At 50.3% G+C, this 26,354-nt stretch carries 26 protein-coding genes; 16 read left to right on the top strand and 10 right to left on the bottom strand.

The annotated features are described in order from the left end of the window. The first annotated feature begins 3 nt into the window (after positions 1-3). Positions 4-678 (top strand): cytochrome c biogenesis CcdA family protein, encoded by a 675-nt coding sequence (locus P6M73_RS10160; protein WP_277852944.1) that lies wholly within the window; start codon positions 4-6, stop codon positions 676-678. Positions 679-745: 67 nt separating this feature from the next. Beyond that, positions 746-2,269, top strand: coding sequence for a VanW family protein (locus P6M73_RS10155; protein WP_277852943.1), 1,524 nt, complete (start codon positions 746-748; stop codon positions 2,267-2,269). Between the two features lie 72 nt (positions 2,270-2,341). Here the strand turns inward: P6M73_RS10155 and P6M73_RS10150 are convergent, their stop codons facing one another. The 4 genes from P6M73_RS10150 to P6M73_RS10135 all read right to left on the bottom strand — a co-directional run bounded on the left by P6M73_RS10150 (position 2,342) and on the right by P6M73_RS10135 (position 6,849). Beyond that, complete coding sequence (locus P6M73_RS10150) at positions 2,342-2,605, bottom strand: hypothetical protein (RefSeq protein WP_277852942.1); 264 nt, start codon at positions 2,603-2,605, stop codon at positions 2,342-2,344. A gap of 13 nt (positions 2,606-2,618) precedes the next feature. Then, the gene (locus P6M73_RS10145; RefSeq protein ID WP_277852941.1) at positions 2,619-3,863 is read right to left on the bottom strand and encodes a DNA polymerase Y family protein; all 1,245 of its coding nucleotides are present in this window, start codon (positions 3,861-3,863) and stop codon (positions 2,619-2,621) included. 277 nt (positions 3,864-4,140) lie between these two features. Continuing rightward, a complete protein-coding gene (locus P6M73_RS10140) occupies positions 4,141-5,097 on the bottom strand; it encodes an alpha/beta hydrolase (protein ID WP_277852940.1) in 957 nt (318 codons plus the stop codon). A gap of 348 nt (positions 5,098-5,445) precedes the next feature. Next, positions 5,446-6,849, bottom strand: coding sequence for an ISL3 family transposase (locus tag P6M73_RS10135; RefSeq protein ID WP_277852939.1), 1,404 nt, complete (start codon positions 6,847-6,849; stop codon positions 5,446-5,448). Positions 6,850-6,984: 135 nt separating this feature from the next. Between P6M73_RS10135 and P6M73_RS10130 the strand changes: the two genes are divergently transcribed. The 10 genes from P6M73_RS10130 (at position 6,985) to P6M73_RS10085 (ending at position 18,410) form a co-directional block, all read left to right on the top strand. Further along, positions 6,985-8,187 carry a vWA domain-containing protein gene (locus P6M73_RS10130; RefSeq protein WP_277852938.1) on the top strand — a complete coding sequence of 401 codons (1,203 nt, stop codon included), beginning with the start codon at positions 6,985-6,987 and terminating at the stop codon, positions 8,185-8,187. Next, entirely contained in the window at positions 8,188-8,802 is a 615-nt protein-coding gene (locus P6M73_RS10125) for a hypothetical protein (protein WP_277852937.1), read from the top strand. Positions 8,803-8,811: 9 nt separating this feature from the next. Further along, a complete protein-coding gene (locus P6M73_RS10120) occupies positions 8,812-9,375 on the top strand; it encodes a hypothetical protein (protein WP_277852936.1) in 564 nt (187 codons plus the stop codon). Further along, the gene (locus P6M73_RS10115; RefSeq protein WP_277852935.1) at positions 9,372-10,535 is read left to right on the top strand and encodes a Spy0128 family protein; all 1,164 of its coding nucleotides are present in this window, start codon (positions 9,372-9,374) and stop codon (positions 10,533-10,535) included. Before P6M73_RS10120 ends, P6M73_RS10115 begins: the two co-directional genes overlap by 4 nt. A 32-nt stretch (positions 10,536-10,567) precedes the next feature. After that, positions 10,568-11,341, top strand: coding sequence for a class B sortase (gene srtB, locus P6M73_RS10110; protein ID WP_277852934.1), 774 nt, complete (start codon positions 10,568-10,570; stop codon positions 11,339-11,341). Between the two features lie 269 nt (positions 11,342-11,610). Next, the gene (locus tag P6M73_RS10105) at positions 11,611-13,533 is read left to right on the top strand and encodes a hypothetical protein (protein ID WP_277852933.1); all 1,923 of its coding nucleotides are present in this window, start codon (positions 11,611-11,613) and stop codon (positions 13,531-13,533) included. Between the two features lie 154 nt (positions 13,534-13,687). Then, positions 13,688-15,070 (top strand): aldehyde dehydrogenase family protein, encoded by a 1,383-nt coding sequence (locus tag P6M73_RS10100; RefSeq protein WP_277852932.1) that lies wholly within the window; start codon positions 13,688-13,690, stop codon positions 15,068-15,070. A 230-nt stretch (positions 15,071-15,300) separates the two neighbouring features. Continuing rightward, entirely contained in the window at positions 15,301-15,579 is a 279-nt protein-coding gene (locus tag P6M73_RS10095; protein WP_277855760.1) for a metal-sensing transcriptional repressor, read from the top strand. A 3-nt stretch (positions 15,580-15,582) separates the two neighbouring features. Next, positions 15,583-18,081 (top strand): heavy metal translocating P-type ATPase, encoded by a 2,499-nt coding sequence (locus tag P6M73_RS10090; RefSeq protein WP_277852931.1) that lies wholly within the window; start codon positions 15,583-15,585, stop codon positions 18,079-18,081. A 128-nt stretch (positions 18,082-18,209) separates the two neighbouring features. Continuing rightward, positions 18,210-18,410, top strand: a complete 201-nt coding sequence (locus P6M73_RS10085) for a heavy-metal-associated domain-containing protein (protein ID WP_277852930.1) — start codon at positions 18,210-18,212, stop codon at positions 18,408-18,410. A 499-nt stretch (positions 18,411-18,909) separates the two neighbouring features. Here P6M73_RS10085 and P6M73_RS10080 read toward each other — a convergent pair whose 3' ends face one another. Continuing rightward, a complete protein-coding gene (locus tag P6M73_RS10080; RefSeq protein ID WP_277852929.1) occupies positions 18,910-19,584 on the bottom strand; it encodes a winged helix-turn-helix transcriptional regulator in 675 nt (224 codons plus the stop codon). Between the two features lie 191 nt (positions 19,585-19,775). Here P6M73_RS10080 and P6M73_RS10075 point away from each other — a divergent pair, with 191 nt between their 5' ends. Continuing rightward, positions 19,776-19,952 (top strand): hypothetical protein, encoded by a 177-nt coding sequence (locus P6M73_RS10075; protein WP_277852928.1) that lies wholly within the window; start codon positions 19,776-19,778, stop codon positions 19,950-19,952. Positions 19,953-20,147: 195 nt separating this feature from the next. On the opposite strand, the gene P6M73_RS10070 is transcribed toward P6M73_RS10075, so the two are convergent. From P6M73_RS10070 to P6M73_RS10050, 5 genes are all read right to left on the bottom strand, one after another. After that, complete coding sequence (locus P6M73_RS10070; RefSeq protein ID WP_277852927.1) at positions 20,148-21,005, bottom strand: aminotransferase class IV; 858 nt, start codon at positions 21,003-21,005, stop codon at positions 20,148-20,150. Between the two features lie 17 nt (positions 21,006-21,022). Beyond that, positions 21,023-21,655, bottom strand: a complete 633-nt coding sequence (locus P6M73_RS10065) for an HAD family hydrolase (protein WP_277852926.1) — start codon at positions 21,653-21,655, stop codon at positions 21,023-21,025. A gap of 84 nt (positions 21,656-21,739) precedes the next feature. Beyond that, on the bottom strand, positions 21,740-22,225 hold the full coding sequence (locus P6M73_RS10060; protein ID WP_277852925.1) for a DUF1292 domain-containing protein: 486 nt from the start codon (positions 22,223-22,225) through the stop codon (positions 21,740-21,742). 90 nt (positions 22,226-22,315) lie between these two features. Next, complete coding sequence (locus P6M73_RS10055; protein ID WP_277852924.1) at positions 22,316-23,965, bottom strand: putative manganese-dependent inorganic diphosphatase; 1,650 nt, start codon at positions 23,963-23,965, stop codon at positions 22,316-22,318. Positions 23,966-24,046: 81 nt separating this feature from the next. After that, on the bottom strand, positions 24,047-24,466 hold the full coding sequence (locus P6M73_RS10050) for a hypothetical protein (protein WP_277852923.1): 420 nt from the start codon (positions 24,464-24,466) through the stop codon (positions 24,047-24,049). A gap of 211 nt (positions 24,467-24,677) precedes the next feature. Between P6M73_RS10050 and deoC the strand changes: the two genes are divergently transcribed. The 3 genes from deoC to P6M73_RS10035 are packed head-to-tail and all read left to right on the top strand — an operon-like array spanning position 24,678 to position 26,353. Beyond that, entirely contained in the window at positions 24,678-25,361 is a 684-nt protein-coding gene (gene deoC / locus P6M73_RS10045; RefSeq protein WP_277852922.1) for a deoxyribose-phosphate aldolase, read from the top strand. Beyond that, on the top strand, positions 25,339-25,695 hold the full coding sequence (locus tag P6M73_RS10040) for a hypothetical protein (protein WP_277852921.1): 357 nt from the start codon (positions 25,339-25,341) through the stop codon (positions 25,693-25,695). Before deoC ends, P6M73_RS10040 begins: the two co-directional genes overlap by 23 nt. Continuing rightward, a complete protein-coding gene (locus P6M73_RS10035; RefSeq protein ID WP_277852920.1) occupies positions 25,688-26,353 on the top strand; it encodes a DNA-3-methyladenine glycosylase in 666 nt (221 codons plus the stop codon). Before P6M73_RS10040 ends, P6M73_RS10035 begins: the two co-directional genes overlap by 8 nt. Position 26,354: the final 1 nt, after the last annotated feature.

Raw genomic sequence — 26,354 nt, 5'->3', positions numbered from 1 at the left:
GCCATGGATGCATCGGAACTGATCCTGCTGCTCATCGAAGGGATGCTGGCATTCATTTCACCCTGTTTTCTGCCGATGATTCCGGTTTACATCAGCTATCTGGCAGGTCAGGGAGAACAGAACCAGAAGACCCTGATAACCAACGCCCTGGGCTTCATCCTGGGTTTTACGGTGGTTTTTGTCAGTCTGGGTTTGACGGCCACCACTCTGGCCAAATTTTTAATTGCCGAGCGTCTTCTCCTGCAGCGCGTCGGCGGGGGACTCCTGATCCTGTTCGGGCTCAATATGACGGGTATTTTGAAGATCAGCTGGCTGAATCGTGATTTTCGATTCCATGGCCCGGCGGCCAGACAGACCTTCTTTTCATCCTTCCTGTTTGGTGTTATCATATCTTTTGGATGGAGTCCCTGTCTGGGAGCATTTCTCGGCGCGGCTCTCATCCAGGCCGGGAATTCTGCCACAGTCTGGATCGGAGGATTCAAACTGCTCATTTTCAGCCTGGGGCTTGGTATTCCTTTCCTTGTTACCGCACTTTTATTCAACAATCTGACCGGCGTGTTTCAAGGTGTCCGCCGACATTACGAGACCATCAGTCTAATTTCTGGGATCTTTCTGATAATCATGGGAATTCTGATGGTATTGGACCGTTTTACTTTTTATGCCAATGTATTCTATTAAATCTGTTTCTGACAGCTTGGAACAGGCGGGCTCATCGACAGGGTGACCCGAATTATGGAGGTTTGAATTGCAAAAGACAAAATTACTGATCATTCCGGCAATCCTGCTGGTGCTTGGCGGCTGTGCCATGGAGGTGACACCGGGAAACCTGAACCAGACAGTTCCCGTGACCCAGCCCGCTCAGACTCAATCCGTCGCGACAACTGTACCGGTGGCGACAAAACCGCCGCTGGCACCAGAAGATCAGGCGAAACTCAAAGAGTGGGAAGAAAAGATTTATCCAGGAACCACCATTAATAAAATTGATGTTTCCGGACTTACACTCGATCAGGCAAAGAAAAAAGTGGAAAAAGAACTGATGGATCCATTAAAAGACCGCCGGGTTCGTTTTTCCTACGCCAACAAGAAAAACTACATGAGCTACAATAAACTGGAAGTAGCAATTGATGAAACCGTCTATCAGCAAGCCCTGGCCAACGGCAAGGATGCCCCCGACGAAGAGAAAGTGAAGTTTATCGAGGAGGGAAAACCCCTGGAACTGGACCCGGTTCTGGTATTCAATGATGCCTATGTGCTGGAAATGATGGAAGAGATCCAGGAAAATCTGACGGCTCTGTCTCATCAGTTTGCCGCCAAACGGGTTGATGGCAAAGTGGTGCTCAAATCCGGCGCCACAGAAGAGGTGCTTGATCGGGATGCCTTCCAGGCAGCTGTCCGCGAAGCGGTGGACTTCAGTCCGAAAAACAATCCCTACATAGAAGTTCCGGTCACGAAAATTCCGGTTACCATCACTCAGGCACAGCTTGATGCGATCGACAAACGGATTGCTAGATTTTCCTCTAACTACGGCTGGTCCTATGACGCGAGAAAATTCAATGTCAAGCATGCCGCGGGCAAGATCAGCGGCAGTCTGATCATGCCGGGTCAGGAATTCTCCTTTAATCAGTCCATCGGCGGCGGTGCCGGAACATCCAACGGCTTCCAGAACTCCGGTGTATATGTCGGACTGGACATGGTTACGGAACCAGGCGGCGGAGTCTGTCAGGTTTCTTCCACCATGTACAATGTTATTCTGAAGCTTGGCATTACCCCGACTCAGCGGAAAAATCACGGAATGAGCATTGGGTACCTGCCTCCAGGCATGGATGCCGTCATTTATGCACCAAGTCTGGATCTGCGCTTTAAAAACCCTTTTGATGATCCGATCTACATCACGACAAGTGCCGACGGAGACACATTGACCTTCAATGTCTACGGAGCAGCCGACGCCATGGGCGGTTATTCCTACAAGTACGAACAGGAAGTGTACAAAGAAGAAAAGGCTGAGATCAAGGAAATGAAAGACCCGACGATTCCCAAGGGAGCCATTGTGCTGGATCCCGTCCCCCATAACGGTTCGTCAGCCCGAGTCTACAAGCTGACTTATAAAAACGGCAAGCTGATCAGTCGCAAACTGTATACGGACAATACCTATCGCCGTTCGGACGGAATCCGCCGGATCGGAACGGGCGTCGGCAGCCAGGTGAATAAAAAATGGTATTTCGAGCGTAAAGTTCTGCAATACCCCAAAGGCTGGGATGGTCCAAGATAAATAAACCACATTAAAAAACGAATGAATCGAACAAGGCCTGGAGCATTCAACTGCTCCAGGCCTTGTTCGGTTCTACATGCGATAGAGAAACCACTCGCCGGTGGAAATCTCATATTTCAGTTCAAACATCCGGATCTGTTCCTGTACCGGTCCGCTGCAGGTATAGATGTCAATGAATGAATTTCCGCTGCGTTCCCGGCGGCGGCGGCTGATCTGATCAACCATGATCGTTTCATAACCGGCATCGGACAGAATAACGCGGAAGCGAAGGGGGGTGATCCGGCCGTCTCTGGAAAAGGTGGCTACCACCTCAATGGGAATCAATAATACTTCCATGGTTTACCCTGCCTTACAGATTACTGTTCATAAATTTGAAGCCCGGTTCATCCACTCCGCCGGAGAATGGTTTCGTATCAGATGAGATGAAGGTGCCCCGGATGAGTGAATCATCCCCAAAACGCTGCCGGATCTGCAGTACAGTATCGTCCAGCTTCTCTTTTTTTTGAATCTGTTCCAGATCAAGCAAAGACAGTTGAACCACCTGATTGGATCTCAGATGGGAGAAGGAGACGCCGAGTTTGCGAACAGCCTGACCCTCCCATATTTCATCAAAGAGGGCCCTGGCAATCTCATAAAGCGCAGTCATGGAATCCGTCTGCTGGGGCAGCTGACGCTGACGCCGCCGGGTTTTGAAGTCAGTGGTGGTGTAGTGAACCGCAACGCAGGTCGTATGGAAACCGGCTGCCTTGAGTCGCGGCACCAGGGTTTCCAGCAGAGACAGCAGCGTGCGGTGGCAGGCTGGACGTTCGGTGAGATCGTGAGGCAGGGTGGTTGAATTTCCCATGCCTTTTGTCTCCAACGTGCCCTCCGGATGAACTTTGGAGGAATCTCTGCCCCAGGCAAAATTCCAGATAACCATGCCGATTTTGCCGAATTGACCGGCCAAAAAACCACGATCGCAGCGAGCCAGCTGACCAATGGTTGAGAGGTTGATGTTTCGCAGCCGTTTGGCCAGTGCCGGACCAACCATAAAAAGATCTTCAATCGGCAGTCCGTGCAGTTTGACTTCGACTTCCTCAGGATATAGCGTATGGACCAGATCAGGTTTTTTAAAATCGGAGGCCATTTTCGCGCACAGCTTGTTGGTTCCGATTCCAACATTCACAGTGAAACCCAAAGTCCGTTTGATTTCACGTCGAATCTGGTGAGCGATGCGCAGCGCTTCCGGTCGGGCCAGCGGCCCCATATCCAGAAAGCACTCATCGATGGAGTACCGTTCCAGCACGGGGCTGTAAGCGGACAGGATTTCGACCATGGCCTCACTGGCTTTGACGTAGACCTGATAACGTGGAGGCACAATCACTAGATCAGGACACTTCGCCAAGGCAGAGAACAGCGTCTCACCTGTCACGATGCCAAAGGCTTTGGCAGGTACTGACTTGGCCAGAACAATGCCGTGCCGGTTTTCCGGATCCCCGCCCACGATGGCAGGCAGCTTCCGAAGATCTCGGACAGCACCGTGAGCCAGATCCCAGACGGCGCTCCAGGCCAAATAAGCTGAGTTAACATCAACATGCAGAATAATGGATTCCATGAGCCGCCTCCTGTTGGTTTCACTGGATCCATGAACTGGATCTTCAGCTTCATTATATCGAACAAATGTTCTAATGTAAAGCGGAAGACTCCAATTATTCGTTGAGATCAGTGCGGATCAATTATCACAAAATAAACATCCAAGCTAACCACTCATCACGGGAACATCACAGTCTCCATGTGTACATCACAGTCACCATGAGTACATTACAGTTTCCCTGGTTACATCACACACCGTATACAGGAAACAGCCGGCTCCACTGGAGTCGGCTGTTTCGTTAAATATACGTTTTGTGGAATCGACGGTAAAGGTTCTCGGTGTTGTCAAGGAATGCCTCGACTCTTCGTTCATATTCTTCCCGATGCTGATAATAGCCTAACAGGTGAGGGGAGTCGGGGGCGATGTAGATCTCATTGTATCCTAGTTTGAAGCTGGCCAGGATCTTGGACATTTTTGGGGGGACCATCTGATCCGCACCGGAATGGATGAACAGGACAGGCACTTCCAGGGCCTGAATTTCGGTGAGGGGTGAAACATTTGCCAAAGAAAAACCGGCACGCCGTTTGATAATCTGGTCAATGAGCATCAGCAGCTTTTTGGAACGGGTTCCAAGGAGTCGCTCCTCAAGTCCCAGCATGACTTCCAGAAGTTCTGAAAATGAAGAATCGGCAATGGCAAAGCCGATCCGTTCATCCTGATAGAGCGTCATGAGAGCAGTAGCAGCTCCGCCTGATTCCCCGTGAAAGCCAAGGAGCGAGTCGGATCCATACCGCTGGAACATCAAATCAGCCTGAGCTTTCAGATCCCATCGCTCGAAATAGCCATAGGTATAGTTCAGTCCGCCACTGGTACCATGATATCTGGCGTCGCACATCAGGACGTTGTACCCAAGCTTTCGGTATAACTGGAGGAATTTATAGGAGGCAATGAGGTTTCGGCCTTCCCGGTGCAGCAGAATAACGCTTTTATCTGACTTTAGATCAAATAAGCGGCCGTTGATCTGATAGCCGTAATTTGAAGTAATCGACACTTCTTCATATGGAATGCTTTTTAGCTGGGCAAATTCCGATTCGCTGTAGCCCAGGCGCTTTTTCAAGTCGGCTTCAATGTCTTCATAGTCATCCTTCGGGGGGTGGATAATCCGCTCAGCAATGAGCCAGGCCCCTCCGGAAGTGAGCAGGGCACTGGCCGGGACCAGACCTGCCAGAATCATGAGGATTGTCTGAAATGGCATGGGGACCTCCTTTCCTGCATAATGCTGATAACAAATTGATACCATTATTCTATCGCATAATCATGAACTAAAAATAGATAATTAAATTTATCTTGAAAATGACTGAATCAAGGCCTGGCAACGATGAAAACATTTTCGTCCGGGGATTGTAGTACCCTCATTATTTGAGACATAAATATTCAGCGGTTTGGAGGAGTTTATTGAGTATTTATGAACATGAGCAAAAACAGACCCTCTTTTTGAAAAAAACACTCAATAAACCCGCAAAAAGATTATGATTATCATTAAAACGTTGGTACACCTAGGAAATTCAGGATTTTCAGTTATGAAGTCTATAATTTTTATGGCTCAATCATAAATTCTGTGGGATGGTGGATTCCTTACGTACGTTTTACGACTCATATCGAATAACTTGAGGAAGAAGTATTCATCATCTGGATAGCCATACCCTTGTCGACGTAGTGTCTTAATCTTGTTGTTGATCCCCTCGATTTGACCATTCGAAATACGGTAGGTCGCATAAGCTATAATCCCTTCAAAATGTCTGTCCATCAGGCGCCCAAACCACTGCAGGTGCTCATTCTCCGAGGCATAGCATACTTCCATGACCTCCGTGATCAGACTAGCCATTTCCGGCTCACTGGCGGCCTTGTACGCCTCCGAGAGCATCTCTTTGACGAGGTCAACTGTGAACAGAAGCTGGTTCTCCTGGATGAGCTGGTCGTACTTCTCCTCACTGCCAGGACGACGCGTGATCTCTGCCCTTTGGAAGAGCGTACCGCCCTTGGACAAGGGTTTGCCCTCCGCGGCCTCCCGGTCTTTGCGCTGCAGCGTCTCCCGAGAAGACATCAGGATATAGCGGGTCCTCTTGAGGGACTCAGCAGCTTTGTACTCACCCATCGCCTGAAGACGCCTCTGTTCGTCTTTGCGCACTTCAGCGACCACTTTGTCATTGAAATTCTTGATGATGTGGAAATGGTCGAAGACCGGCTGGATGTGGGGGCACTTTTCCTCAAAGGCTTCTTGGAAGTCTGAGTTCATGTCCGAGGCGACTGCTTCAACACCGTCCATCCACTCGAGACCGACGTGCTCAATGAAGTCATAGACGACCTGCTTGCGCTTGCCATGGGCGATCCAGAGGATATGGCCAGTCTCTATGTCGATGATGTGGGTGGCGTACTGGTGGCCTCGGTGAAGCTTGAATTCGTCGATACTGAGGTACTTTGCCTGCCTCTGGGGCTTGGTGAGCTTGCCGTCCAGGGTGTACATTTCCTCCAGGCGTTTCAAGTCGATCGCTTTGACTGTGTTCTTGCCAAGACCAGTAATCTCAGCGACTTGCTTGAGGTTGTAGGTTCCGATGGCGAGAAGATCCCTAGTGTATTGCAAAAGTGGTTGCGAGATCCGATGACCTTGTGCCTGAAAGGGCACCTGCTGGACTCTGGTGATCCCGCAGGTTGGGCACAGTAATTGATTCTTGTCGAATTCCAGGGAAGTATAAGTGTGCCCGAAGTTCAGGTGCCAAAGACTACATGAGGACGTATTGTTAATGTGCATGAAGCCCCCGCAGTTGGGGCAGGCGCGATCGGTGTCATCTAGCTTGAGGACTCCATGAAACTGAATCACACTTTTACCGGAAACGGCAGTATGCTGTGAACTATGCGTATTAGTAAACCCAATAAGAGACGAAGGGATGTGCAGATAATTTTGGGAATCAGTGATTGTATTAGCTTGTTCATCCTGTGTATAATTCATTCAGAGCCTCCGCTGTGTTTGGATTTGTACATCCGTCCAGATGCATTTCCATCATAGCGCGGGGCTCGTTCTATTATCAAATGTTATGCCGGTTTGGGGAATGGATCTAGTCGGTCAATCCCACAGAATTTGTGATTGACCCTAAAAAATACGAAAATAGCAGCCAAGGAATTCGGCGAGAAATTGCTGAAAGGGGGGTCCACTACCCGACTGGCGGTGGTCGTTTATGGCTCGGGGCTGGTTGATTCAACAGTATTCTTTGATTCAGCTACAAAGACTCAATTTACGCAATATATTGATTCCATTAATCAAAACGGATATTACGCCAACAACTATGATTCCGGCGGCACAAATATCCAGGCAGGGCTTCACGAGGCGGACCGGATTCTTTATTCAGCTCAGTCTACGGGTACTTTGAAGAATATCGTCCTGCTGAGTGATGGACAGCCTACTCACAGTTACCCCATTGTCGGCACGGCAACCTATGCAAAGTGTTCTTCGAATCATACCAGGTGGGATCAAACTGGCGGGACTTTGACGAATATTCGGTGGTCAGAACCGCTTGCAGTGGATTATGGCATCCTGGTCGGCTCAGGCAGTGATTACACAATGAATTATAATGCCATTGTCAGGGCGACTTGCAGTCACGGTCAAACCGAATTATATTGGGTTGGGAAATTTGATGTGAATGGACAGTTCAGTTCTGGTTCGGGTACCAACAATGGGATTGCAACGATCTGGGAAGCAAACCAAACCAAGGCAAAGGGCACGACGGTCTATTCCATTGCTCTGCAGGCCGGAACAAATGGCGAGGCAGTATTGAAAGCGGTTGCCTCTGACGGAACTCTGGGAAAGGGCTATTTCCGAATTGCTGCCAATGAAACCAATGTCCCCAGGGTTTTGACGAATGCCTTTGCCTCGATTGCCGGCAGCATCGCAATCGCTGCATCCAATTCCCGAGTCACCGACCCCATGGGCGATAAGGTAGCGTTGGAGTTTTCGGGAGCCAGCCCTGTTTCTACGAATGACCTGACCGTATACCGGGCCGGTCTGGCTGATGTCTATCTGAGCCAGGGCAGTCTGACCTATGATCCGGTCACCCGGTCGATTCTATGGCAGGCAGGCAATGTGAATGAAGGAAATGACCCAACGATGATCTACCGGGTCGGAGTTCGGCCGGGAGTCACCATTTTGCCTGGCGAAATCGTTGATACCAATAAAGAAACGACCTTTGAATATACAGACTATCTGCAAAATCCGGTGGTGAAGGAATTTCCTCTCCCCAAGGTCAATGTGGGAGGCGGAACGATCCTGGTACACTGGTACCGGGTGAACTAGTTGGGAGAACCGGTGAACTCCGAGGGGGTACCGGTCGAAGAACCGCAGTTCGCTCAACAGATCCAGCCCGCCGACTATTTTGAATTCAATGGCACGAGTGCTCTGAACTACAACACAAGTTATTTAGTCACAGCTCAGGTGTTTGCGGATTATGAATATCGGGAATTCGTCTGGAACGACCTGACAGGATCCGCCCCATCGGTGAGTGTTACAATCCCGGCAGGAGACAGCAGCCAGGAAGTCTGGTTTGGCTATTATCTCGATGAGCTGTCCGATTTGCGCATTGTGAAAACAATTGTGGGGAATGAAACAGATCCCGAGCAGAAATTCCTGTTTCAGGTAACAGGAACTGACGCGAAGACCGCAGGCATCGACCTGACCGTTTCTCTTTCCGGAAATTCAGAACTTCTGATAAAGGATCTGCCCAAGGGGAATTATACGGTTCGGGAACTGACCGAATGGTCCTGGCGGTATACGCCGGATCAACAGCAGATCGATGTGGCGACGAACCCCAGAAGTACTGCTGAATTCAGCTTCCGTAACCAGAAGACATCGGACCAATGGCTCTCGGGCGATTCCTGGATCCGAAATATTTTTCAATTACTTGGTAAATAGGAGGTAGGGATGAAATCAAATAAAATATTGAATCTGGGCTCCCTGATGAAATCCTCCGGTATGTTCCTGGTAGTCGGACTGATTCTGCTCTTTGGAATCGGATCAACGTATTCCCTGCTTGTATCCAAATCGGACCAGGTGATGAACAGTTTTTCGCAGGGGGTGGTTTCAGTCGAAATCATGGAATCCTTCGATGGACAGACCAAGCGGGATGTGACTGTTGCCAATACGGGCAATGTTTCGGCATATGTCCGGGCAGCCATTCTGGTGACCTGGAGAGACGCTTCTGGAAATATCATCGGGAAACAGCCCGAACTGGGAACGGACTATACCCTCGAACTCAACCGGACAGACTGGTTTATGCAGGATGGATTTTTCTACCATCGCGCTCCCGTGGGCTCAGGTGAGGTTTCCAGCGTTCTGATTCAGGAGGCCAGACAGCTCAGGCCAAATGCGAACAGCCAGCTTTCCATCGAAATACTCGGATCCGGAATCCAGAGCACGCCGTCCTTGGCGGTGGAAGAGGCCTGGAACGTAGCTGTGGTCAATCATCGGCTGGAGGTGTCTCCATGAAGAAAATGCTGACCACTCTGGTTCTCCTGCTGCTTTTGACTGTACCGGGACAAATTGTTCAGGCCCAGCCTGCCTCGGTTACCTATGAGGGAGGAGCTGAGAAATATGTATTTTTCCCTGGTTCGGATTTCTCAGACAGCGATTTATTCCCTGAGTTTAAGAACGCGATGCCCGGAGATGTCATTCATCAGGACATCGCGATCAGGAATAATTACAAAGGGAGTAAGGCAGTCCGTATCTTCTTGAGGGCCGAGGCGCATAGCGGAACAGCTAATCCGATCAGTGAACCGACTGCATCATCAGAAACACTCCCTACGATGCAGGACTTTCTCAGTCAGCTGACCATGACCGTCTGGCAGGGCGATCAACCCATCTACCACGGCTCTCCGGATCAGACAAGGGGGTTGACCAGGAATGTCCTTCTTGGCGTATTCACTCTTGGTCAGACGAGCAATCTGCGGGTCGAACTGGAAGTGCCGACTGAACTGAATAATCGCTATGCCAGCCGAATCGGCGAAGTGGATTGGATATTTCTGGCTGAAGAGATCGGTTCATTTTCCCCGGTTCAGGTGACGCTGACCGCAGAAAAATTTCTGGATGGGAAAGCTCCTGTCGGGAATAAATTCAACTTCCTGCTGAAGGATTCTGCCAATTCAGTACTTCAGCGCAAGCCGAATCGGGGAGGGCAGATCTTATTCGATACCTTGCTGATTGATAGCCCTGGTACTCATGTATACTATGTTTCTGAGGAAACCGGAAAGGATCAGACCATTACCTATGATCCCACGGTTTATGAGGTGCAGATTACGGTCCAGGGATTAACCGATGAGGTGGATGTGAGGATCGTCAACCAGACGACCAACATCCCCAGTGAACTGGTTTTCCGGAATGTGACGAATGGAACCAGTCCGGAAGGGCCGAAAGATCCTGACCCTGAAAATCCAGGTCCACCGGACAAGCCAACTCCCCCAAACCCTACAGATCCCGCCAATCCCACGGATCCGGGAAATCCACCCAAGACAGGAGATGAGTCAGCACCGCTTCTATGGGGCATGGTGTTTCTGCTAGGGGTTGCCGGAATGATTTATGTCATCTATGACGATCGCCGCAAGGCTGCCGGAAAGAGGAACAAAGTGAAAGCCTCACAGCAGCCGGATTGATCGATTGAAATACAAAGGAAGGACCACCACAAATGAATAAGACCGTGCGATGGCTGGTGATCCTGATGGCAGGACTCATGATTGGCTTGTCTGGGTTTCAGCTGTACTCAATCATCTCTGAATATACGGCTGGGGAAAGTGGATATGATCAGCTGACCAGCCAATTTGTCCGCTTGGAATCCAGCACGCAGCCGATAAGGAATCAATCATCGGAAGCAAACCCTTCCGAGAGTCATCCCGAAAACCCTGTCCAGGTGGATCTGCCGGCTCTGGCATCGCTTTATCCGGATGTTGTTGGCTGGATTTACAGTGATAACGGAAAAATCAATTACCCGATCGTCCGGGGAAAAGATAATCAACAATACCTTCACCGTATGGTGGATGGGACTGAGAATAAAGCCGGCAGCATTTTTATGGATTCTCGCAATCAGGCTGCTTTCAGTGATTATCACACGATCCTCTACGGGCATAATATGAAGAATGACTCGATGTTCGGAACTCTGCCTGACTACTCGAAACCGGGTTATTTTGAGGTCCATCCCATGATGTGGCTCATTACTCCGAACATTACCTTTCGGCTGGATCTGTTTGCCGGATTTGTGACCCCGGCTGACTCTGATACGTATCAGCTGATCTCTGATGCCGGGGACTTGCCGGGATTTATACAGGCCATGAAGGCCCGATCAGAGTTTCAAAGTCCTATCTCCACAGAGGCCGCTGGTCAGATCGTAACCCTGTCCACCTGTGCTTATGACTTTGATGAGGCGCGCTATGTTGTTCTGGCCATGATGACGCCTGTCCAGTAAGGCCACGAGGTTGTTCGGAGCACCTTTGACAGGCCGTGGCAGATCCTGCACTCCTACCTCGGGAGGCAGGATCTTTTTTGCGTTCAATGCTACTGCTGGAAGGACGACGACGGGGCTTTTGATGATTTTGGCCGATATCGTGTGAAAAAAAAGTATATTTTACTAAAACTTGGTAAACAAACGCTCCGGAAGCGCTGACTTCAGGGTTTTTGCATTATAATATGATTAGATTTACCCTGGCACAGATTACTCTTTAAGGAGGAACAATAATGAAAGACGACGGAATTGTAAAAAAGACACAAGAGACGATACAGGAAACCATACATGAAAAGGTGGTTCCCGCCGCCAAGGAAGGGCTTGAAACTGCTCAGGAGTTATTTGGCAAGGGAGCGAATCTGGTAGGCGAACTGCTGAAGGATGCCGGCAAGAAAACAGAGCATGTTGCTGAAACAGCTGAAGAAGTCCGTAAGGATGCAGCCAAGGTAATCAGCCGTACCGGTGAAAAGCTGATTGCGACCAAGAATGACGCGATGGCTCATTTTAAAAAGAACTCTGAGGAAACAGCTCAAAAGGTGGCCAAGGTAAAGGAAGACGTGACAAAGGATGCGGAAGCAGCCGGAGCACAGGCTGTCCTGTTCAGCAAGACGAAAGCTGAAGATTTAGGCAAGGCAGTCCCGAAAAAAGGGAAGAAGGTTGTAAAGACCGCTGCCGGTATGGCCGTTCTGGCCGCAGCCGCTGCCGGAGCATATGCCTACTATAAGAATCGCAAGGACCGGGAAGAAGCCGTCAAGGCAGAATTCTCAGAGAAGATGAAAAAATGGAATGAAATGGGAGATGCGGAACTTCTTGAAGCGGAAACCGAAATCCCGGCAAAAATGCATGTACGTCCCACCAAAATATACCAGGTCGGACAGAATGCCCTCCTGGGCGAGGACATCGTAGTCAACCTGTCTTTCCCTGGGGAAGATCTGACTGAATTCAACCCGGACGATCTGGCAGAGCCGATCAACCCGGTCGAAGAACTGAGAAAGAAAGCGGAGCTTGCCATGGGCACAGCCGGGGAGACCGCCCGCCGGGTCGCAGAGACGGTGGGAGACAAAGCCAAGGAAGTATATTCGATCGCCAGTGAAAAGGCTGACGAATTCAAAGAAATGCTGGCTGAAAAACGCCAGGCTGCCCTGGATGAGAAAGATGCTTTTATTCAGGACAATGAAGAAGGACTCGATTCCATGGAAAATGACCTGAAACATGGGTTCAAGGAAGCGAAGAAAGCAGCAGCCGAGGAAGCAGAGGAACTGTTTGAAACCGCCCAAAAGCAGGACGAACAGATCATTCATCAGGTTCAGGATCTGGAAGAATCCTCTGAAGACATTATCCAGAACAATCGGGAAGGCTTGGAAAAGCTGACCGAAGACCTGGAAGAAACCTTTGGTGAAGCAAAGTCCGCCGTGGAAGACAAGGCCGATGACCTCTTCGAAAATAAGATGGAATCCGGAAGCGATGATCCGACTCCGGAAGAAAATCTGGTCGAGAATCCCTATGGCCTGGATGAAATCTCCTGGGAAGACGATGAATCGGTGATCATGCAGAAAACTGAAGAAATTCGGCAGAAAACCTCCGAAGGATTCCAGAATCTGAAGGAGAAACTTCTGGATGCCAAGGATTATCTCCAGGAACGGGTGAACCGGATGAAGACGGAGGCCGAGGAAGCGGATGCTGAGGAATTCTACACCGAAGAACTCGAAGTCACCATTCACAATCGGGGCAATAAGGATTATTTCTTCAGCCCGATGCTGATTCAGCGCTATAACTCCAGATCCCGGGTTACTGCTCCGGTTCCGATTCATGAAGAAGGCACAACGCTGGAACAGCGAATCATTAAGCCAGGCGAAACCTATCAGGGAACCGTAGTTCTGAGAAAGACGGATTCAGATGATGCAGTGATCATGTTTGAAGACATGCTCATGAAAAATTCAGTGGCGATTCTTTTGAACAGTGAACTGGATGATCTGTTTATGGAAGAGGAATCCTATGACATGCAGGATGATCTGCTGTTTGAGGGCATCGAGGGCGACCTGGAAGACTATGATTTCGCGGATGAAACCGGAGTCGACCTGGAGCTGGATGATCTGGAGGTAGAAGAAGCGGAAGAACTCAGCTTTGATTTCCCCGAAGAGGATCCCAACCACTAAAAACGATTCAACATAACGGAAACGGTCGGAGAACTCATCCGTGAGTTCTCCTTTCGTTTGAGAGTAGAATACCAAACAGAAATTAGCCGGGTGAATATCTGTGGAGGCGGACAAAGTGCATCCTGGATGTGAATCCGAAAAATAAGGAGAATTTATGATCCACGAAACAGTGCAAGCCTGCCGGGCCTATTACGCGACAGGCGTTGCCCGGCAAATGACGGTTCGTCTGAATGCCCTCAAACGCCTCCATATTGCGCTTCGGGAGAAGGAGGCGGATCTGGTGAGGGCTCTGGAGCAGGAGCTGGGGAAACCGTCTTTTGAAGCTTTTATGACCGAATTTGCTACAGTCTACCGGGAGATCGAGTATGTGACGGCGCATTTGGAAGAGTGGGCCAAACCGGAAACGGTCCCCCGCTCCATCGATACCATGATGGCAAGGACGGAAATAATCCGAGAACCCCTAGGCGTGGTGCTCATAATCGTCCCGACAAATTATCCGGTTCAGCTGGCGCTGATGCCTTTAATCTCGGCAATCAGCGCGGGCAATACCGCAGTGATACGTATGAGCGGATCTTTGCCGAATGTGTCCAGCGAACTGCGCGATCTGATTCGACGGGTCTTCCGGCCCGGTCATGTGGAGCTGATTGACGGCACGCAGGATCCTCACAATGAACTTCTCCAGCAGCGTTTTGACAAGATTCTGTTTACCGGGAGCACGCATACCGCGACGAAAATCATGTCAGTAGCTGCCCGTACGCTTACTCCAGTTCTTCTGGAACTGGGCGGAAAGAATCCGGCCATCGTGCTGCGCGATGCTGACGTCGTGGCGGCAGCCCGGAAAATCGCCTGGGGAAAATTTGTCAATGCCGGCCAGACCTGCGTTGCGCCGGATCATGTGTATGTCCACCGCGAGGTTGCCGCAGCCTTTCTCGAAGAATTAAAGCGGGCCATCGATGAGTTTTACGGCGATGACCCGGCTCTTGGCCCTCATTACAGCCGGATCGGGAATCAGCGTCATTTCGATCGGCTCTGTCAGCTTTTGACCGCAGATCTGAACCTGGTGAAAGGCGGTCGGATTCTGGCAGAAGAACGCTATATCGCCCCCACGGTGGCAACTGATGTCCCTTTGGATCATCCGCTACTTCGGGATGAAATATTCGGCCCCATTTTGCCGGTTCTCGAATATCGCGACATCAATTCAGTCATCGAGCAGATCCGAGCAAAAGAAAAGCCCCTGGCGGCTTACGTCTTTGGCCAGAAAGAGGCCTTTGCCCGTAAAGTCCTTCTGCGCCTTCCCAGCGGGGGAGGGTGTGTCAATGACACATTGCTCCAGGTTAGTGCTCAGGGCGCGCCATTCGGCGGCGTAGGGCATTCTGGCATGGGTTCCTACCATGGTCGATATGGCTTTGAAGCTTTTTCTCATCAGCGGACGGTGGTAACCTCTCCGGCCAATCTGATGAATTCCATGCTGTATCCTCCCTATGAGAGCTGGAAGGAAAAACTTCTTCGCCGGGTTCTTACAAAAAAGCTGAAGTAAGGATCTTTCAGTCCCGGCGGCGGACGATCCCGTCATCCGATCTGATCACGCAGCCGGCTGTGAATCAAGTGATCAAAGACCATGAAAGACTCTTCTGTCCTGCTGCCCTGGCAGGTTTTCAGAAGAGTCTTTTGCCATCTTGACATCAATCAGAGGAAGAGGGTATACTGAAGATGCACCCCACCCCAGGGGGGGGGAGGAGGAACCGAATGACAACAAAAGCAATACCCATGAATCAGGAACGCAAATTGGCACTAACTCAGTTAAAGACCGCTCGGGGCCAGCTCGACGGGATAATACGAATGATTGAAACCGGTCGCTACTGCATTGATATTTCCAATCAGATCCTGGCAGCTCAGGCCCTGCTTCGAAAAGCTCAAAAGCATATTCTGGTCCAGCATATGGAACATTGTGTACTGGATGCGATGAACAGCGAGGATCCGGTTCTTAAGCAGGAGAAAACGGCGGAGATTGCCGCCCTGATGGAAAAATTACTGGAGGCTAAATAACCGATGAAAAAGACGTATGAAGTAGGCGGCATGGACTGCGTGGCCTGCGCCCAGTCCATCGAACGGGTGCTGGGACGTCAGGAAGGCGTAACGGCTGCCACGGTCAACTATGGAAACAATAAATTATATCTGGATTACGATGAGAATCTGATTTCGGATGAACTGATCCATCAGAAGGTGGAAAAACTGGGGTTCCATCTGACACAGGATGAAATCAGCCGTCAGACGGAAGCGGCGGCTGAACTGCGGAAAAAGCAGTTTACTGTGGAGGGCATGGACTGTGTAGCCTGCGCCCAATCCATTGAACGGGTGCTGGGGAAAAAAGACGGTGTCGACTCTGCCGTCGTCAACTATGCCAGCGGCAAGCTCTATCTGTCGTATGACCCGGCTCTGATTAAAACCGACGAAGTGGAAGCTGCCGTGGATAAGCTTGGATTCCATCTGCGGGAAGAAAGCACGGCAGCAACTGAGGTGCAGGCGGTCAATCCATACCGCATCCGGCTGATTGTCAGCATGGCGTTTACGATTCCTCTGCTTGTCATTGCGATGGGACCGATGCTTGGCCTGCAGCTGCCTGCCGTCATCGCACCGGATCACCAGCCTCTGAATTTCGCGCTGCTGCAGCTGACGCTGACGCTGCCGGTTCTTTTTGTCAGCCGGCGGTTCTATACATCAGGATATGCGAACCTGTTCCGGGGTAATCCTAACATGGATACGCTCATTGCGCTGGGAACGACCGCGGCGTTTGGCTTTTCGGTCTATCAGCTTCTGCTGGTGGCCGGCGGCGAGCATCACGCCGTGCACAACATCTATTTCGAGTCGGCAGCCACCATCCTGGCTTTGATTACGCTGGGGAAGTTTCTTGAGAACATCTCCAAGGGGCGGACCAGTCAGGCTATTAAGAAACTGATGGGACTTCGACCGGACAAGGCAACGATCATCCGCAACGATCAGGAAGTTGTTATCCCGGTTGACGATCTGGTGCGAGGCGATATCATCCTGCTGAAGCCGGGATCCTCAGCGCCCGCAGACGGAGAGGTTCTGGAAGGCAGCAACTATATGGACGAATCCATGCTGACCGGAGAATCCATTCCGGTGGCTAAAGGTCCCGGTGCCGAAATTTACACCGCTTCAACCTCCAGCGGCGGAACCATTCGCTACCGGGCAACAAAAGTAGGGAGTGAAACAGCGCTATCTTCCATCATCCGACTGGTCGAGGACGCGCAGGCGACAAAAGCGCCGATTGCCAGACTGGCAGATATCATTTCCGGATATTTCGTACCGGTCGTTATTGTCATCGCCATCGTGTCCGCCCTGTTCTGGCTGATGCGCGGCGAAGGCACAGCCTTTGCCATGACGATTCTGGTTTCCGTTCTGGTCATTGCCTGCCCCTGTGCCCTGGGTCTGGCTACCCCGACGGCCATTATGGTGGGAACGGGCAAAGGCGCTGAAAACGGAATTCTGATTAAATCCGGAGAGGCACTGGAACAGGCTCATCGGATCAATGCACTGGTGTTGGACAAAACCGGTACCCTGACTCAGGGGAAACCCGTTGTCACCGATGTGCTGCCGCAAGGGGACTTCACCACTCAGGAATTAATCCAGGCGGCGGCTTCACTGGAAGCGGATTCAGAGCATCCTCTGGGACGGGCTATGATTGATTTTGCCCGGGAAGGTCAAATCCCGCTGAAACGGACAGAACAGTTCAAAACATTAACCGGAATGGGCATCCAGGCTGAAATTGATGGCGTCCTCTGGTCCATTGGGAACGAACGTCTGATGACCACCAGGTCCCAGCAGATGGCAGACCCGATTGTCCGACAGGCGGAGGAACTGGCTCAGAACGGCAAGACCCCGATGTTCGTGGCCCGTCAGCATCAGGTCATCGGCATCATCGCCGTCGCGGATACGATCAAGCCGACATCCCGGGAAGCCGTGGATCAGCTGAAGCAAATGGGAATTCGAACTATCATGCTTACAGGCGACAATCAGCGCACTGCCCAGGCCATTGCGGCTCAGCTGGGAATCGACGAGGTGGTGGCTGAAGTCATGCCCCAGGATAAGATTCAGACCATCGAGAACCTGAAACAGGAAGGTTTCATCACCGGCATGGTCGGAGACGGCATCAATGACGCTCCGGCACTGGCAGCCGCACATGTAGGCATCGCCATCGGCAGCGGGACCGATGTGGCCATGGAATCTGCGGACATTGTTCTGATGCATGACGACATCATGGACGTTGCCTCAGCCATCGATCTGTCCCGAAAAACCATTCGAAACATCAAGCAGAATCTGTTCTGGGCATTTTTCTATAATGTCATCGGCATCCCTGTCGCCATGGGTCTGCTGTATCTGTTCACGCAAAATCATTCCTTGCTGCTCAATCCCATGATTGCCGCTTTCGCCATGAGCATGTCGTCCGTCAGCGTCCTGACCAATGCCCTCAGACTCAGAGGGTACAAGCCGCCCCGCGCCACAGCCCGGACAAAGGCAGCGGAATAAGCATCTGACCAAATAACACAGACCAGATCCAACCACAAGGTTTACCCCTTCATATAAAAAGCGATTTGAAGCGATTGAATCAACGAATCAGTATAAAAAATCAAAAAATGAATTAGGAGGAACTCAGAATGAAAGTAAGAATTGAAGGAATGTCCTGTTCCGGCTGCAGCGCCCGTGTGGAAAAAGCCATGAAGGCTCTGGCGGGAATTAAGGAAGTCCGGGTTGACTTGGCGGACCACAGCGCGACATATGCCGGTGAGGTTTCGGAGGCTGCCGTTCGTGAAGCGATTGAGGACATCGGCTACGAAGTCAAGGGCTTTGAAGCCTAAGAGATGATATGACTGGATAATTCAAGGCAACGCCTTGATTTATCCGCTTCAGAAAAGGAAAAGGCCGGATCCGACGCTTTCCATGGTGTCGGATCCGGCTTATTTGATAGTCGTTAACTCGGCTTACTGTTGACCTACTGGAATCATTCTGGAATCTTCCTTGTGACTGCCTCGTATCATCTGAGCCTCCCAGGGGGCTCTTGTCGGTGTTGCGGCTGCTTAGGGCCTGTCGCAATCGAGTGACTGACAGATTGTAAATCCGGTTGACCAAAATCAGTGGGAGGGAATCCTGCAGGAGGAATCAAGTTCGAGCATTCTCTTTTGATGGCAGACAAGAACAGCCACAGGCGAGCAGGGATGCTGTCCTGTGGCTGGTATGCGTCTGGTTCTATCAGGGATAGGTGAATGATTTGCTGAATGGATGGTAAATGGACCAGCTCCAGGGAATGCCGACTGAGCCAGTCATTCGGGTCTTTGAGCCGATCGATACAAACAGTTTCTAGATCTGTCCCGGTTCCGGCAATTCGATCTTGTAGCCTTTTCCCCAGATGGTCTGGATCATGTTGCGATAAGGCCCCAGTTTGTTGCGAAGACTCTTGACGTGTGTGTCGATGGTTCTGGAATCACCAAGGAAATCATATCCCCAGACCTGGATTAGCAGAGTCTCCCGGCTAAAGTAATTGCCTGTGCGCGTGATAAGAAAGACCAAAAGATCAAATTCTTTCGGCGTCAGCTTTACTTCCTTGCCTTCAAGGTTGAATCGCTTCTGGTAATAGTCTATTTCCATCCCCATAAGTCGGAAATAGCGGGGGTCATCACTGGTTCCGAAATGGTGGAAGCTCTGTCGATCTACAAGCTGCCGAATGGTGTTCATATCGTCCGTTTTCTCGAAAAAATCGATAAAGGGAAATTCTTCCGCCAGGTTGAAGTCTTCGGGGGCTCCATAAACCAGAATTGGATGGACTGAGAGGTGTTCGAACCGTTTGAAAAAATCCTTTTCTGAGATGAAGGGCATTTCGCAATTAATCAGATAAATGGAAATCAGTTCCCGGTTGCTGATCTCGATGGCTTCGATGCCATTGTCCGCTTCATAAACCTTATAGGAATCCTGAAGTACATTTCTTATTTTGCGCCGGATGTCTCCGTCTCGTTCCGCTACTAAAATACTCAGCAAAATTTTCACCGCCTGTCATGATGTCTTTCGTTAATAGGTCAAAGTAAGATGAATAAAAATTCTTATTCCATTATATCTCATAGTTATCAAAAAGCTTTGGTATGCCAAAGATTAGTCTATGTTATAATAATCGTATAGTATAAACAAATTATAAAGAGGAGCGGGCTCGAAAGGCCTGCCGGGAGGGAAGCATGAAGTTAAAAAGCAAAATGCTCATCGTACTGGGAGCTATGGCAGCCGGTGCCATGGTTCAAAAGTATGTCCAGGACCACAAGGCTGAGCTGGACCAATTCGTGAATGACTATGGCGCCATGATCGAAGAAACCTATCAGGAAGATGATTTAATCGAGCCTTCCGCCAGATCCTAGCATATCAGACACTTCACAGACAGGGTGGCTTCATCAGCTCTGTCTATTTTTTTTATTGGCATCAGAGTGAAAAAGCCGTTCGTTATAGTTGTGAAGAAATCTTTATAAATAAAAGTAATTTAAAACAATTAATATTTATCGATTTAGAACAACTAATAAACCTTAAGTATTTCACCATTCTTTTCTTTATACTTTTCACATATTGGCTTCGCTATGAATAATTCTGGTATGCACGGCCTGACTTTCTGATATCTCTCGATAAGAATTCAAGTCCTTCATGATCTCCCGATCAAAAGCGGACATGAGGTCCAGCAGGATGGGAAGACGGGCGGACTGAAACGGATGCTCGCCAATGCTTCGAATGGGAAGAATCTTCGGCGACGTCCCGCTGACAAAGGCCCCCTGGAAGGAAGTGACCGAATCTGCTGGTATGAGTTCTTCCCGGACGGGTATGCCCTGCGCCTGAGCGGTTGAGATGATCCGTTGGCGGGTCACGCCGGGAAGTACGCTATGCAGCGGCGGGGTGATCAGGGAAGTGCCATCGGTGAAAAACACATTGGAACGGGAGCCTTCCGTGATGAAGCGATGTCGATCCACCAGGATCAGCTCGTAAGCGCCCGTTTCCCGCCGTCTGGCTTCCACAAGATTTGTAAGTTCCGGGTTCGTAATCTTGGCATTCGGGTCGGATCGGTCATAAGGCATCAGTTCGGTATGAACTCCGGATTCATACAGGCTTTTTTCGGGATAGGACGATGGACTTTCAAACAGATAGACGTCCTGGTTTTTCACATCCAGGATCACCTTCACATTGAAACTGGATTTGGCCTGAGCCTGAATAAAGTGATCGGTCATCGCAAGGAATGAGGAGAAGGACATAAAGTCAGTGACTCCTTTTTTTCGTGCCGTGCTGCAGAATCGATTATAATGCTCCCGAAAAAACAGGGCAGCCCGGTCGATCACCCGGATCACTTCGTAGACCAGGCCGGAGCCCTGCGGGATGGTCAGGTGAGCTTTCTCGTAAAGGCGGTTGTTCTTCATGATTTTTTCCGTCATAGGGATCTCCTTTCCGGCTAACTCCAGTGAAGCACTGGAAAATATGGGTTTTTTTTATGATTAATCAGATAGGCCTGTCCCATCCGATCCATGAGTGGCTTGTCGCTGAGGGAGTCTGAATACATGACAGACTCGGTCCAGTCGACTGGGTCCTGTCCCAGGTATTCCATCAGGCGGTGAATCTTTTCATCGCCTTTATTGTTTCGACCGATCATTTTTCCGGTGAATATTCCATCCTTGATCTCAAATCGGGTGCCCATGGCTTTTTCAATATAAGGCGAGCGCTCAAATTCTCTGATATAGAATTCCGGGGAAGCGGAGATCAGGATCACCCGCATGCCTTCCTCGTGATGATTCTTCAGGCGCCGGATTCCGTCCTGATAGAGCATGGGCTTGACGCTTTCTTCCATGAAGCGGCGGGAAAGCTGGTTCAGGTCGGATTCGGTCAGACCCCGCAGCACTTTCAGATTTTGTTCTTTCGACGCCTTCTCATCATGAAACCCCAGGAGAAAACCCAGAGCAGCCAACGCGCTGTTTGGCAAATAGAGGGCTTTTCGAGGTTCATGGCGGATCAGAAATTTTATGAGCTCCACCTGGGTCTCGCGTTTTGTAAGGGTGTAATCCACATCAAAGATTGCTAAGCGATCCATAGCTTGCCTCCTGTCTGATTCATTGAAAAAAGGCTGGGCATTCAGTGCCTCAGCCCTTGTGATTACTTCGAGACTGGTCAGGGATTACTTGTCTTCATCCTCTGCTTCGTCCATTTCGTCATACTCCTGCTCGAATTCACCGTTCTCATGAACGTTGTCATCGTCATGGAAGTCAGCATCCAGGTCGTCGTCGTCTTCATCTTCGTCGTCGTCCTCATCACCGAATTCATCCATGAATTCGTTGTAGGCGGCAGCGACTTCGTTGAATTCGTCTTCCGTCAGGAATTCGAGATCGCCTTCTTCGCCTACGGAGCGAAGGGGCGTTACGGTTCCATCCGGGTTTTCAACCAGTACGTACACGGAATCATTGTATTCGAACTCATCAACCACCGGATATTCTTCCGAGGTGCCGTCCTCATTTTCCATCATCACAGTGACGCCATGCTCGTGCTCATGGTCATGGTCGTGATTGCAGTGTTCATCGTGAACATGGTCATGGTCGTGATTGCAATGTTCATCATGAACATGCTCTTCTCCGTGTACGTTCTTATCTTTCATATCTTCAGACATATAATGATCCTCCGCTTTCAAATGATTAGTATTAGTATAGCTTATTCTTCCCCCTGCATAAAGTAAATAATGTGAGAACAAGCAGGGAGATCAACCTCTTTTTTTATTCATGACCACTGAAGTCAGTACCGGAATGACCTGTTTTTTCCGGGACAGGACGCCGGGCAGATCGATGGAATTGTTCTGGATTGTCTGGTTGAAGGCCTTTTCAATCAATCCTTTCTCAGGACCGGTCACGACCAGTTCGGAGGATTCCTTGAAAATGTCTGTGATCAGCAGGCCGTATATCGTATAACCGGCCTCCCTGGCTCGGGTGTCCATCAGCTGGAGGAGTTCGTCCTTCATACTGGAAAGGGCAGAGGAGTCGAGGGAATATACCTGGGATATGCCGATTTTCTGGTCATCCACGGTGAAGGTCTTGAAATCCTGAGCCAGCAGATCCTTCGGAGTTCTGCCCTCCAGGGACGTCCCCGCCCGGAACATATCCATGGCGAAGGGTTCGGGATTCAGATCCGCGATTTTTGCCAGGCGTTCCAGCGTCAGTCGGTCTGCCTGCGTGGACGTGGGGGACTTGAAGAACAAGGTATCCGATATGATCGCTGCGCAGAGCAAGCCGGCAATCTTGCGGGACGGGCGGATGCCGTTCTCGAAGAAAATGTTGGCAATGATGGTGGAGGTGGAGCCTACCGGCTCGTTCCTGAAATAGATCGGGGAACCCGTTGCTACATCCGCCACCCGGTGGTGATCGATGATTTCGAGAATCTCTGCGTTCTCCAGTCCGTCCACGCTTTGGCTGCGCTCATTGTGATCGACCAGGATTACTTTCTTCTTCTGGGAAGAAATCAGATGGTAGCGGGACAATGTCCCCTTGACCCGTTTTTCTGCTGTGACGATGGGATAGCTGCGAAAGCGAGTTTCTGCCATGACGGGGGACACATCTTCGATAAAGTCGTCCTGAGTGAAATAGATGATATGATCCTTTGTCATGACGTATTCCACTGGCACCGCCTGAGGCAGAAGACGGGCGGCGGTAAAGGTATCGTAGGGGGTCTGGAGAACAGTGACTTGGCGCTGTTCTGCCAGTTCGCGAATGCCCTCGCTCATGTGATGATTGCCGGTAATGATCAGGAAGGCGGCACCGCCTTCTATGGCGGTCTGCTGCAGATCCCCCAGATTGCCGGTGATGGCGGCATCACCGTCTTCGATCATGATCTGAGCGTCGTCCGGATGGAGGTTGACGACTACCATCTTGCCGGTAATGGGACGGGGGGATTCCGGGATGTAGAGAGGGACAGCGGATAAGGTGTCAAGAATGTTCTCCAGGGGAGTATCTGACTTGGACAGCACGTTGGTATCCCACACGTCCATATAGGAGCGGGTGACGTTGGAGATGGATACCACGCCCTTGAGCAGTTCCTCTTCGTCCACGACGACCAGGCTGTTGACCGCGTTTTTGTTCATCAGATTCCATGCCATTTTCAGCGAAATATCTGCTTCGACCGGCTGGGTTGTATCATAGGACAGATCCCCGACCCGCAGCTTCATGGTTTCCATGTACTGAGGTTCACCGACGCCAAAGTAATCCAGGATGAACCGGGTTTCGCGATTGATCGCCCCCAGGCGGATCGGGACGGCCTGGACATGTCCCTGCTTGTTTTTATATTCCGCATAGGCAATCGCCGCAATAATGGAATCCGTGTCCGGATTCTTATGGCCTGTGATATAGACTGTTTCTTTCACGATGCAAACTCCTCTCATTGACTGATCCGTCTGAATTTTTATTTTTCAGTAAGAAAAAAGTACCTGTGCAGGTACTTTGTCCTAGGTGCGCTGACGCTTGATGTTTCCTTTGATGTTGCGGATGATTTCATCCACCGATAGATCGCCTTCCACCAGCTGGGTCCGATCTGTGATATTCACCACGTTCATGATCGTGACAACTTCAGAGGCATCTTTGCCTTTTTCACCCTTCAATCCCTGGACCAGCACTTCATTCCCCTGACGGATACTTATAAAAGCCGGTTCTTTAAAGCCGGACTTCTTGTACTGGCAACGGGTAACGTTTCTGGATCCGACCGGTTTTACTACCATGCTGACATTGAGCACATTCCAAAACAGAAATTTTTTCGTCCGGTCTATTTTTACAGATAAAACATTTCCATAAACCGGGGTAATCCGGTCGCCATGCTGCTCCATGAAAGTTTCCATCTGATATTCTTCGAACTTGTTTTTTATTCCCATAGTGATTTCCTTTCATCGAGAGGTAGATATCCTAGAAATTATAACATAAAACCGCAGCGGGATTCCTTAATTTAGTTCCATGGTTGAAAAATGTTGACAGATTTGTGACTTTTCACGGAATGAGTTGCTATAGTGCGTGTTGTACCATTTACTTTTTCGATACACTTAACTGGTATAATAGAGAAAACGACGCGTTGAAAAGAGGTTTATTATGGAATATTCGAAACATCAGCTGGCACAATTGATGGATCATACCCTGCTGAAGGCGGATGCCACCAAAGAACAGCTCAGACAGCTCTGTGACGAAGCCAGGACCTACCATACCTGGTCCGTCTGCATCAATCCCTCCAACTTGGAACAGGCGAAAGAATACCTTGAGGGCAGTGAGGTCAAACTGTGTACGGTGGTTGGATTCCCGCTGGGACAGATGACCAGCGAAGCGAAGGCTTATGAGACAGCCGAAGCAGTTTTTCGGGGAGCTGACGAAATCGATATGGTGATTAATGTCGGCCGCGTGAAAGACGGTGACTATGACTATGTCCGGGAGGACATCCAGGCGGTGGTCAATGCGGCTCAGGATAAACTGACCAAGGTCATTCTGGAAACCTGTCTGCTGGAACAGGATGAGATTGTGAAGGTCTGCCAGATTGCCAAAGCGGCAGGAGCTGACTTTGTCAAAACCAGTACCGGCTTTTCCACAGCCGGCGCCAAAGCGGAGGATGTCCGGCTGATGCGGGAGACAGTGGGACCGGAAATGGGCGTCAAAGCCTCCGGCGGCATCAGAACTCTTGCCGATGCAATCACCATGATCGATGCAGGCGCGACTCGCCTGGGCGTGTCGGCCAGCGTAAAAATACTGGAAGGTGTAAGCGATGACACTAAGGAAAACTATTAAAGCGGGATTATTAAAAGATATCATTAAGCTGCCGGACGATATCCAGGAGGACACCCTGGTGGAAATTACCGTTCGGGAAGTTCATCCGGCAGGAGACCATAAGGATCAGGATGATCACAAGAAAACATTTGAAGAGATGAAAAACCTGTTCGAATCCAGGATTCGGGCCGCTTCGACCCAGCTCAACTTCACGGAGGAAGTGTTCCTGCTGGATGAAGTGGAGTGGCAGGATTTGAATGAGATTAAATCGTACTTTGAAAGCCAGGGATATGGTGTCCGGATCGATCAGCAGGATCGACGGGTCAGAATCAAGATCCTCTGGCGCTATGCATAGAATCACTGACCAAAGTTTTTTTGAGCAGGATGCGATTGCCCTGGCCCGGGATCTGCTGGGCAAGCTGATCGTCCATCAAGTCAACGGACAGTCACTCATTCTGCGCATTACCGAGACGGAAGCCTACATGGGAGCGGAAGATCTTGCCAGCCACAGCCGCGGCGGGCGAATCACTCCACGAAACCGGGTTATGTTCGGAGACGCCGGAAGGGCCTACCTGTTCCTGATCTACGGTCTTCACTGGTGCTTCAACATCACGGCAAACCGGCCGGGCTTGCACGAAGCCGTGCTGATTCGGGCCGGAGTGCCGGTAATGGGAGAAGAGGTGATGGCGGCCCATCGCATGACAAGCGGATCAGGATTGTCCGGTTCCCGGCAGATTGCCAATGGTCCGGGCAAGCTCTGCCAGGCTTTGGGATTGAATCGGACGCATTACGGCATAGATTTAAAGGATCAAGCCAATGAACTCCTCTGGATCGCCTCGGATGATTATGTGGCGGAAGCCATTGAAGAGGATGTTCGGATCGGCATCGATTATGCCGGGAAAGACCGGGACCGACCGTGGCGGTTTTATATTAACAATGAGCCGGTCAGTCTCACCCGCGAGCAGCGGGAGAAAAGACATAAAGGAAAACGCAGGACAGGAAGAAGAGGATAAG

The sequence above is a fragment of the Anaerococcoides asporogena genome, from assembly GCF_029590275.1.
In the GTDB taxonomy this organism is placed as follows: Bacteria; Bacillota; Clostridia; order Clostridiales; family Clostridiaceae; genus JG1575.
Note: the sequence above shows the minus strand (reverse complement) of the source record. Positions and strands in the feature narration are given on the sequence as shown.

Bases quoted from the DNA above. Each gene is read 5' to 3' on its own strand.
- srtB (WP_277852934.1), top strand. From the start codon at position 10,568: ATGAATAAGACCGTGCGATGGCTGGTGATCCTGATGGCAGGACTCATG.
- P6M73_RS10050 (WP_277852923.1), bottom strand. From the start codon at position 24,466: ATGGGAATAAAAAACAAGTTCGAAGAATATCAGATGGAAACTTTCATG.
- P6M73_RS10085 (WP_277852930.1), top strand. From the start codon at position 18,210: ATGAAAGTAAGAATTGAAGGAATGTCCTGTTCCGGCTGCAGCGCCCGT.
- P6M73_RS10060 (WP_277852925.1), bottom strand. From the start codon at position 22,225: ATGTCTGAAGATATGAAAGATAAGAACGTACACGGAGAAGAGCATGTT.
- P6M73_RS10105 (WP_277852933.1), top strand. From the start codon at position 11,611: ATGAAAGACGACGGAATTGTAAAAAAGACACAAGAGACGATACAGGAA.
- P6M73_RS10075 (WP_277852928.1), top strand. From the start codon at position 19,776: ATGAAGTTAAAAAGCAAAATGCTCATCGTACTGGGAGCTATGGCAGCC.
- P6M73_RS10160 (WP_277852944.1), top strand. From the start codon at position 4: ATGGATGCATCGGAACTGATCCTGCTGCTCATCGAAGGGATGCTGGCA.
- deoC (WP_277852922.1), top strand. From the start codon at position 24,678: ATGGAATATTCGAAACATCAGCTGGCACAATTGATGGATCATACCCTG.
- P6M73_RS10120 (WP_277852936.1), top strand. From the start codon at position 8,812: ATGAAATCAAATAAAATATTGAATCTGGGCTCCCTGATGAAATCCTCC.
- P6M73_RS10065 (WP_277852926.1), bottom strand. From the start codon at position 21,655: ATGGATCGCTTAGCAATCTTTGATGTGGATTACACCCTTACAAAACGC.
- P6M73_RS10035 (WP_277852920.1), top strand. From the start codon at position 25,688: ATGCATAGAATCACTGACCAAAGTTTTTTTGAGCAGGATGCGATTGCC.
- P6M73_RS10115 (WP_277852935.1), top strand. From the start codon at position 9,372: ATGAAGAAAATGCTGACCACTCTGGTTCTCCTGCTGCTTTTGACTGTA.
- P6M73_RS10135 (WP_277852939.1), bottom strand. From the start codon at position 6,849: ATGAATTATACACAGGATGAACAAGCTAATACAATCACTGATTCCCAA.
- P6M73_RS10150 (WP_277852942.1), bottom strand. From the start codon at position 2,605: ATGGAAGTATTATTGATTCCCATTGAGGTGGTAGCCACCTTTTCCAGA.
- P6M73_RS10040 (WP_277852921.1), top strand. From the start codon at position 25,339: ATGACACTAAGGAAAACTATTAAAGCGGGATTATTAAAAGATATCATT.
- P6M73_RS10095 (WP_277855760.1), top strand. From the start codon at position 15,301: ATGAATCAGGAACGCAAATTGGCACTAACTCAGTTAAAGACCGCTCGG.
- P6M73_RS10090 (WP_277852931.1), top strand. From the start codon at position 15,583: ATGAAAAAGACGTATGAAGTAGGCGGCATGGACTGCGTGGCCTGCGCC.
- P6M73_RS10145 (WP_277852941.1), bottom strand. From the start codon at position 3,863: ATGGAATCCATTATTCTGCATGTTGATGTTAACTCAGCTTATTTGGCC.
- P6M73_RS10070 (WP_277852927.1), bottom strand. From the start codon at position 21,005: ATGACGGAAAAAATCATGAAGAACAACCGCCTTTACGAGAAAGCTCAC.
- P6M73_RS10140 (WP_277852940.1), bottom strand. From the start codon at position 5,097: ATGCCATTTCAGACAATCCTCATGATTCTGGCAGGTCTGGTCCCGGCC.
- P6M73_RS10100 (WP_277852932.1), top strand. From the start codon at position 13,688: ATGATCCACGAAACAGTGCAAGCCTGCCGGGCCTATTACGCGACAGGC.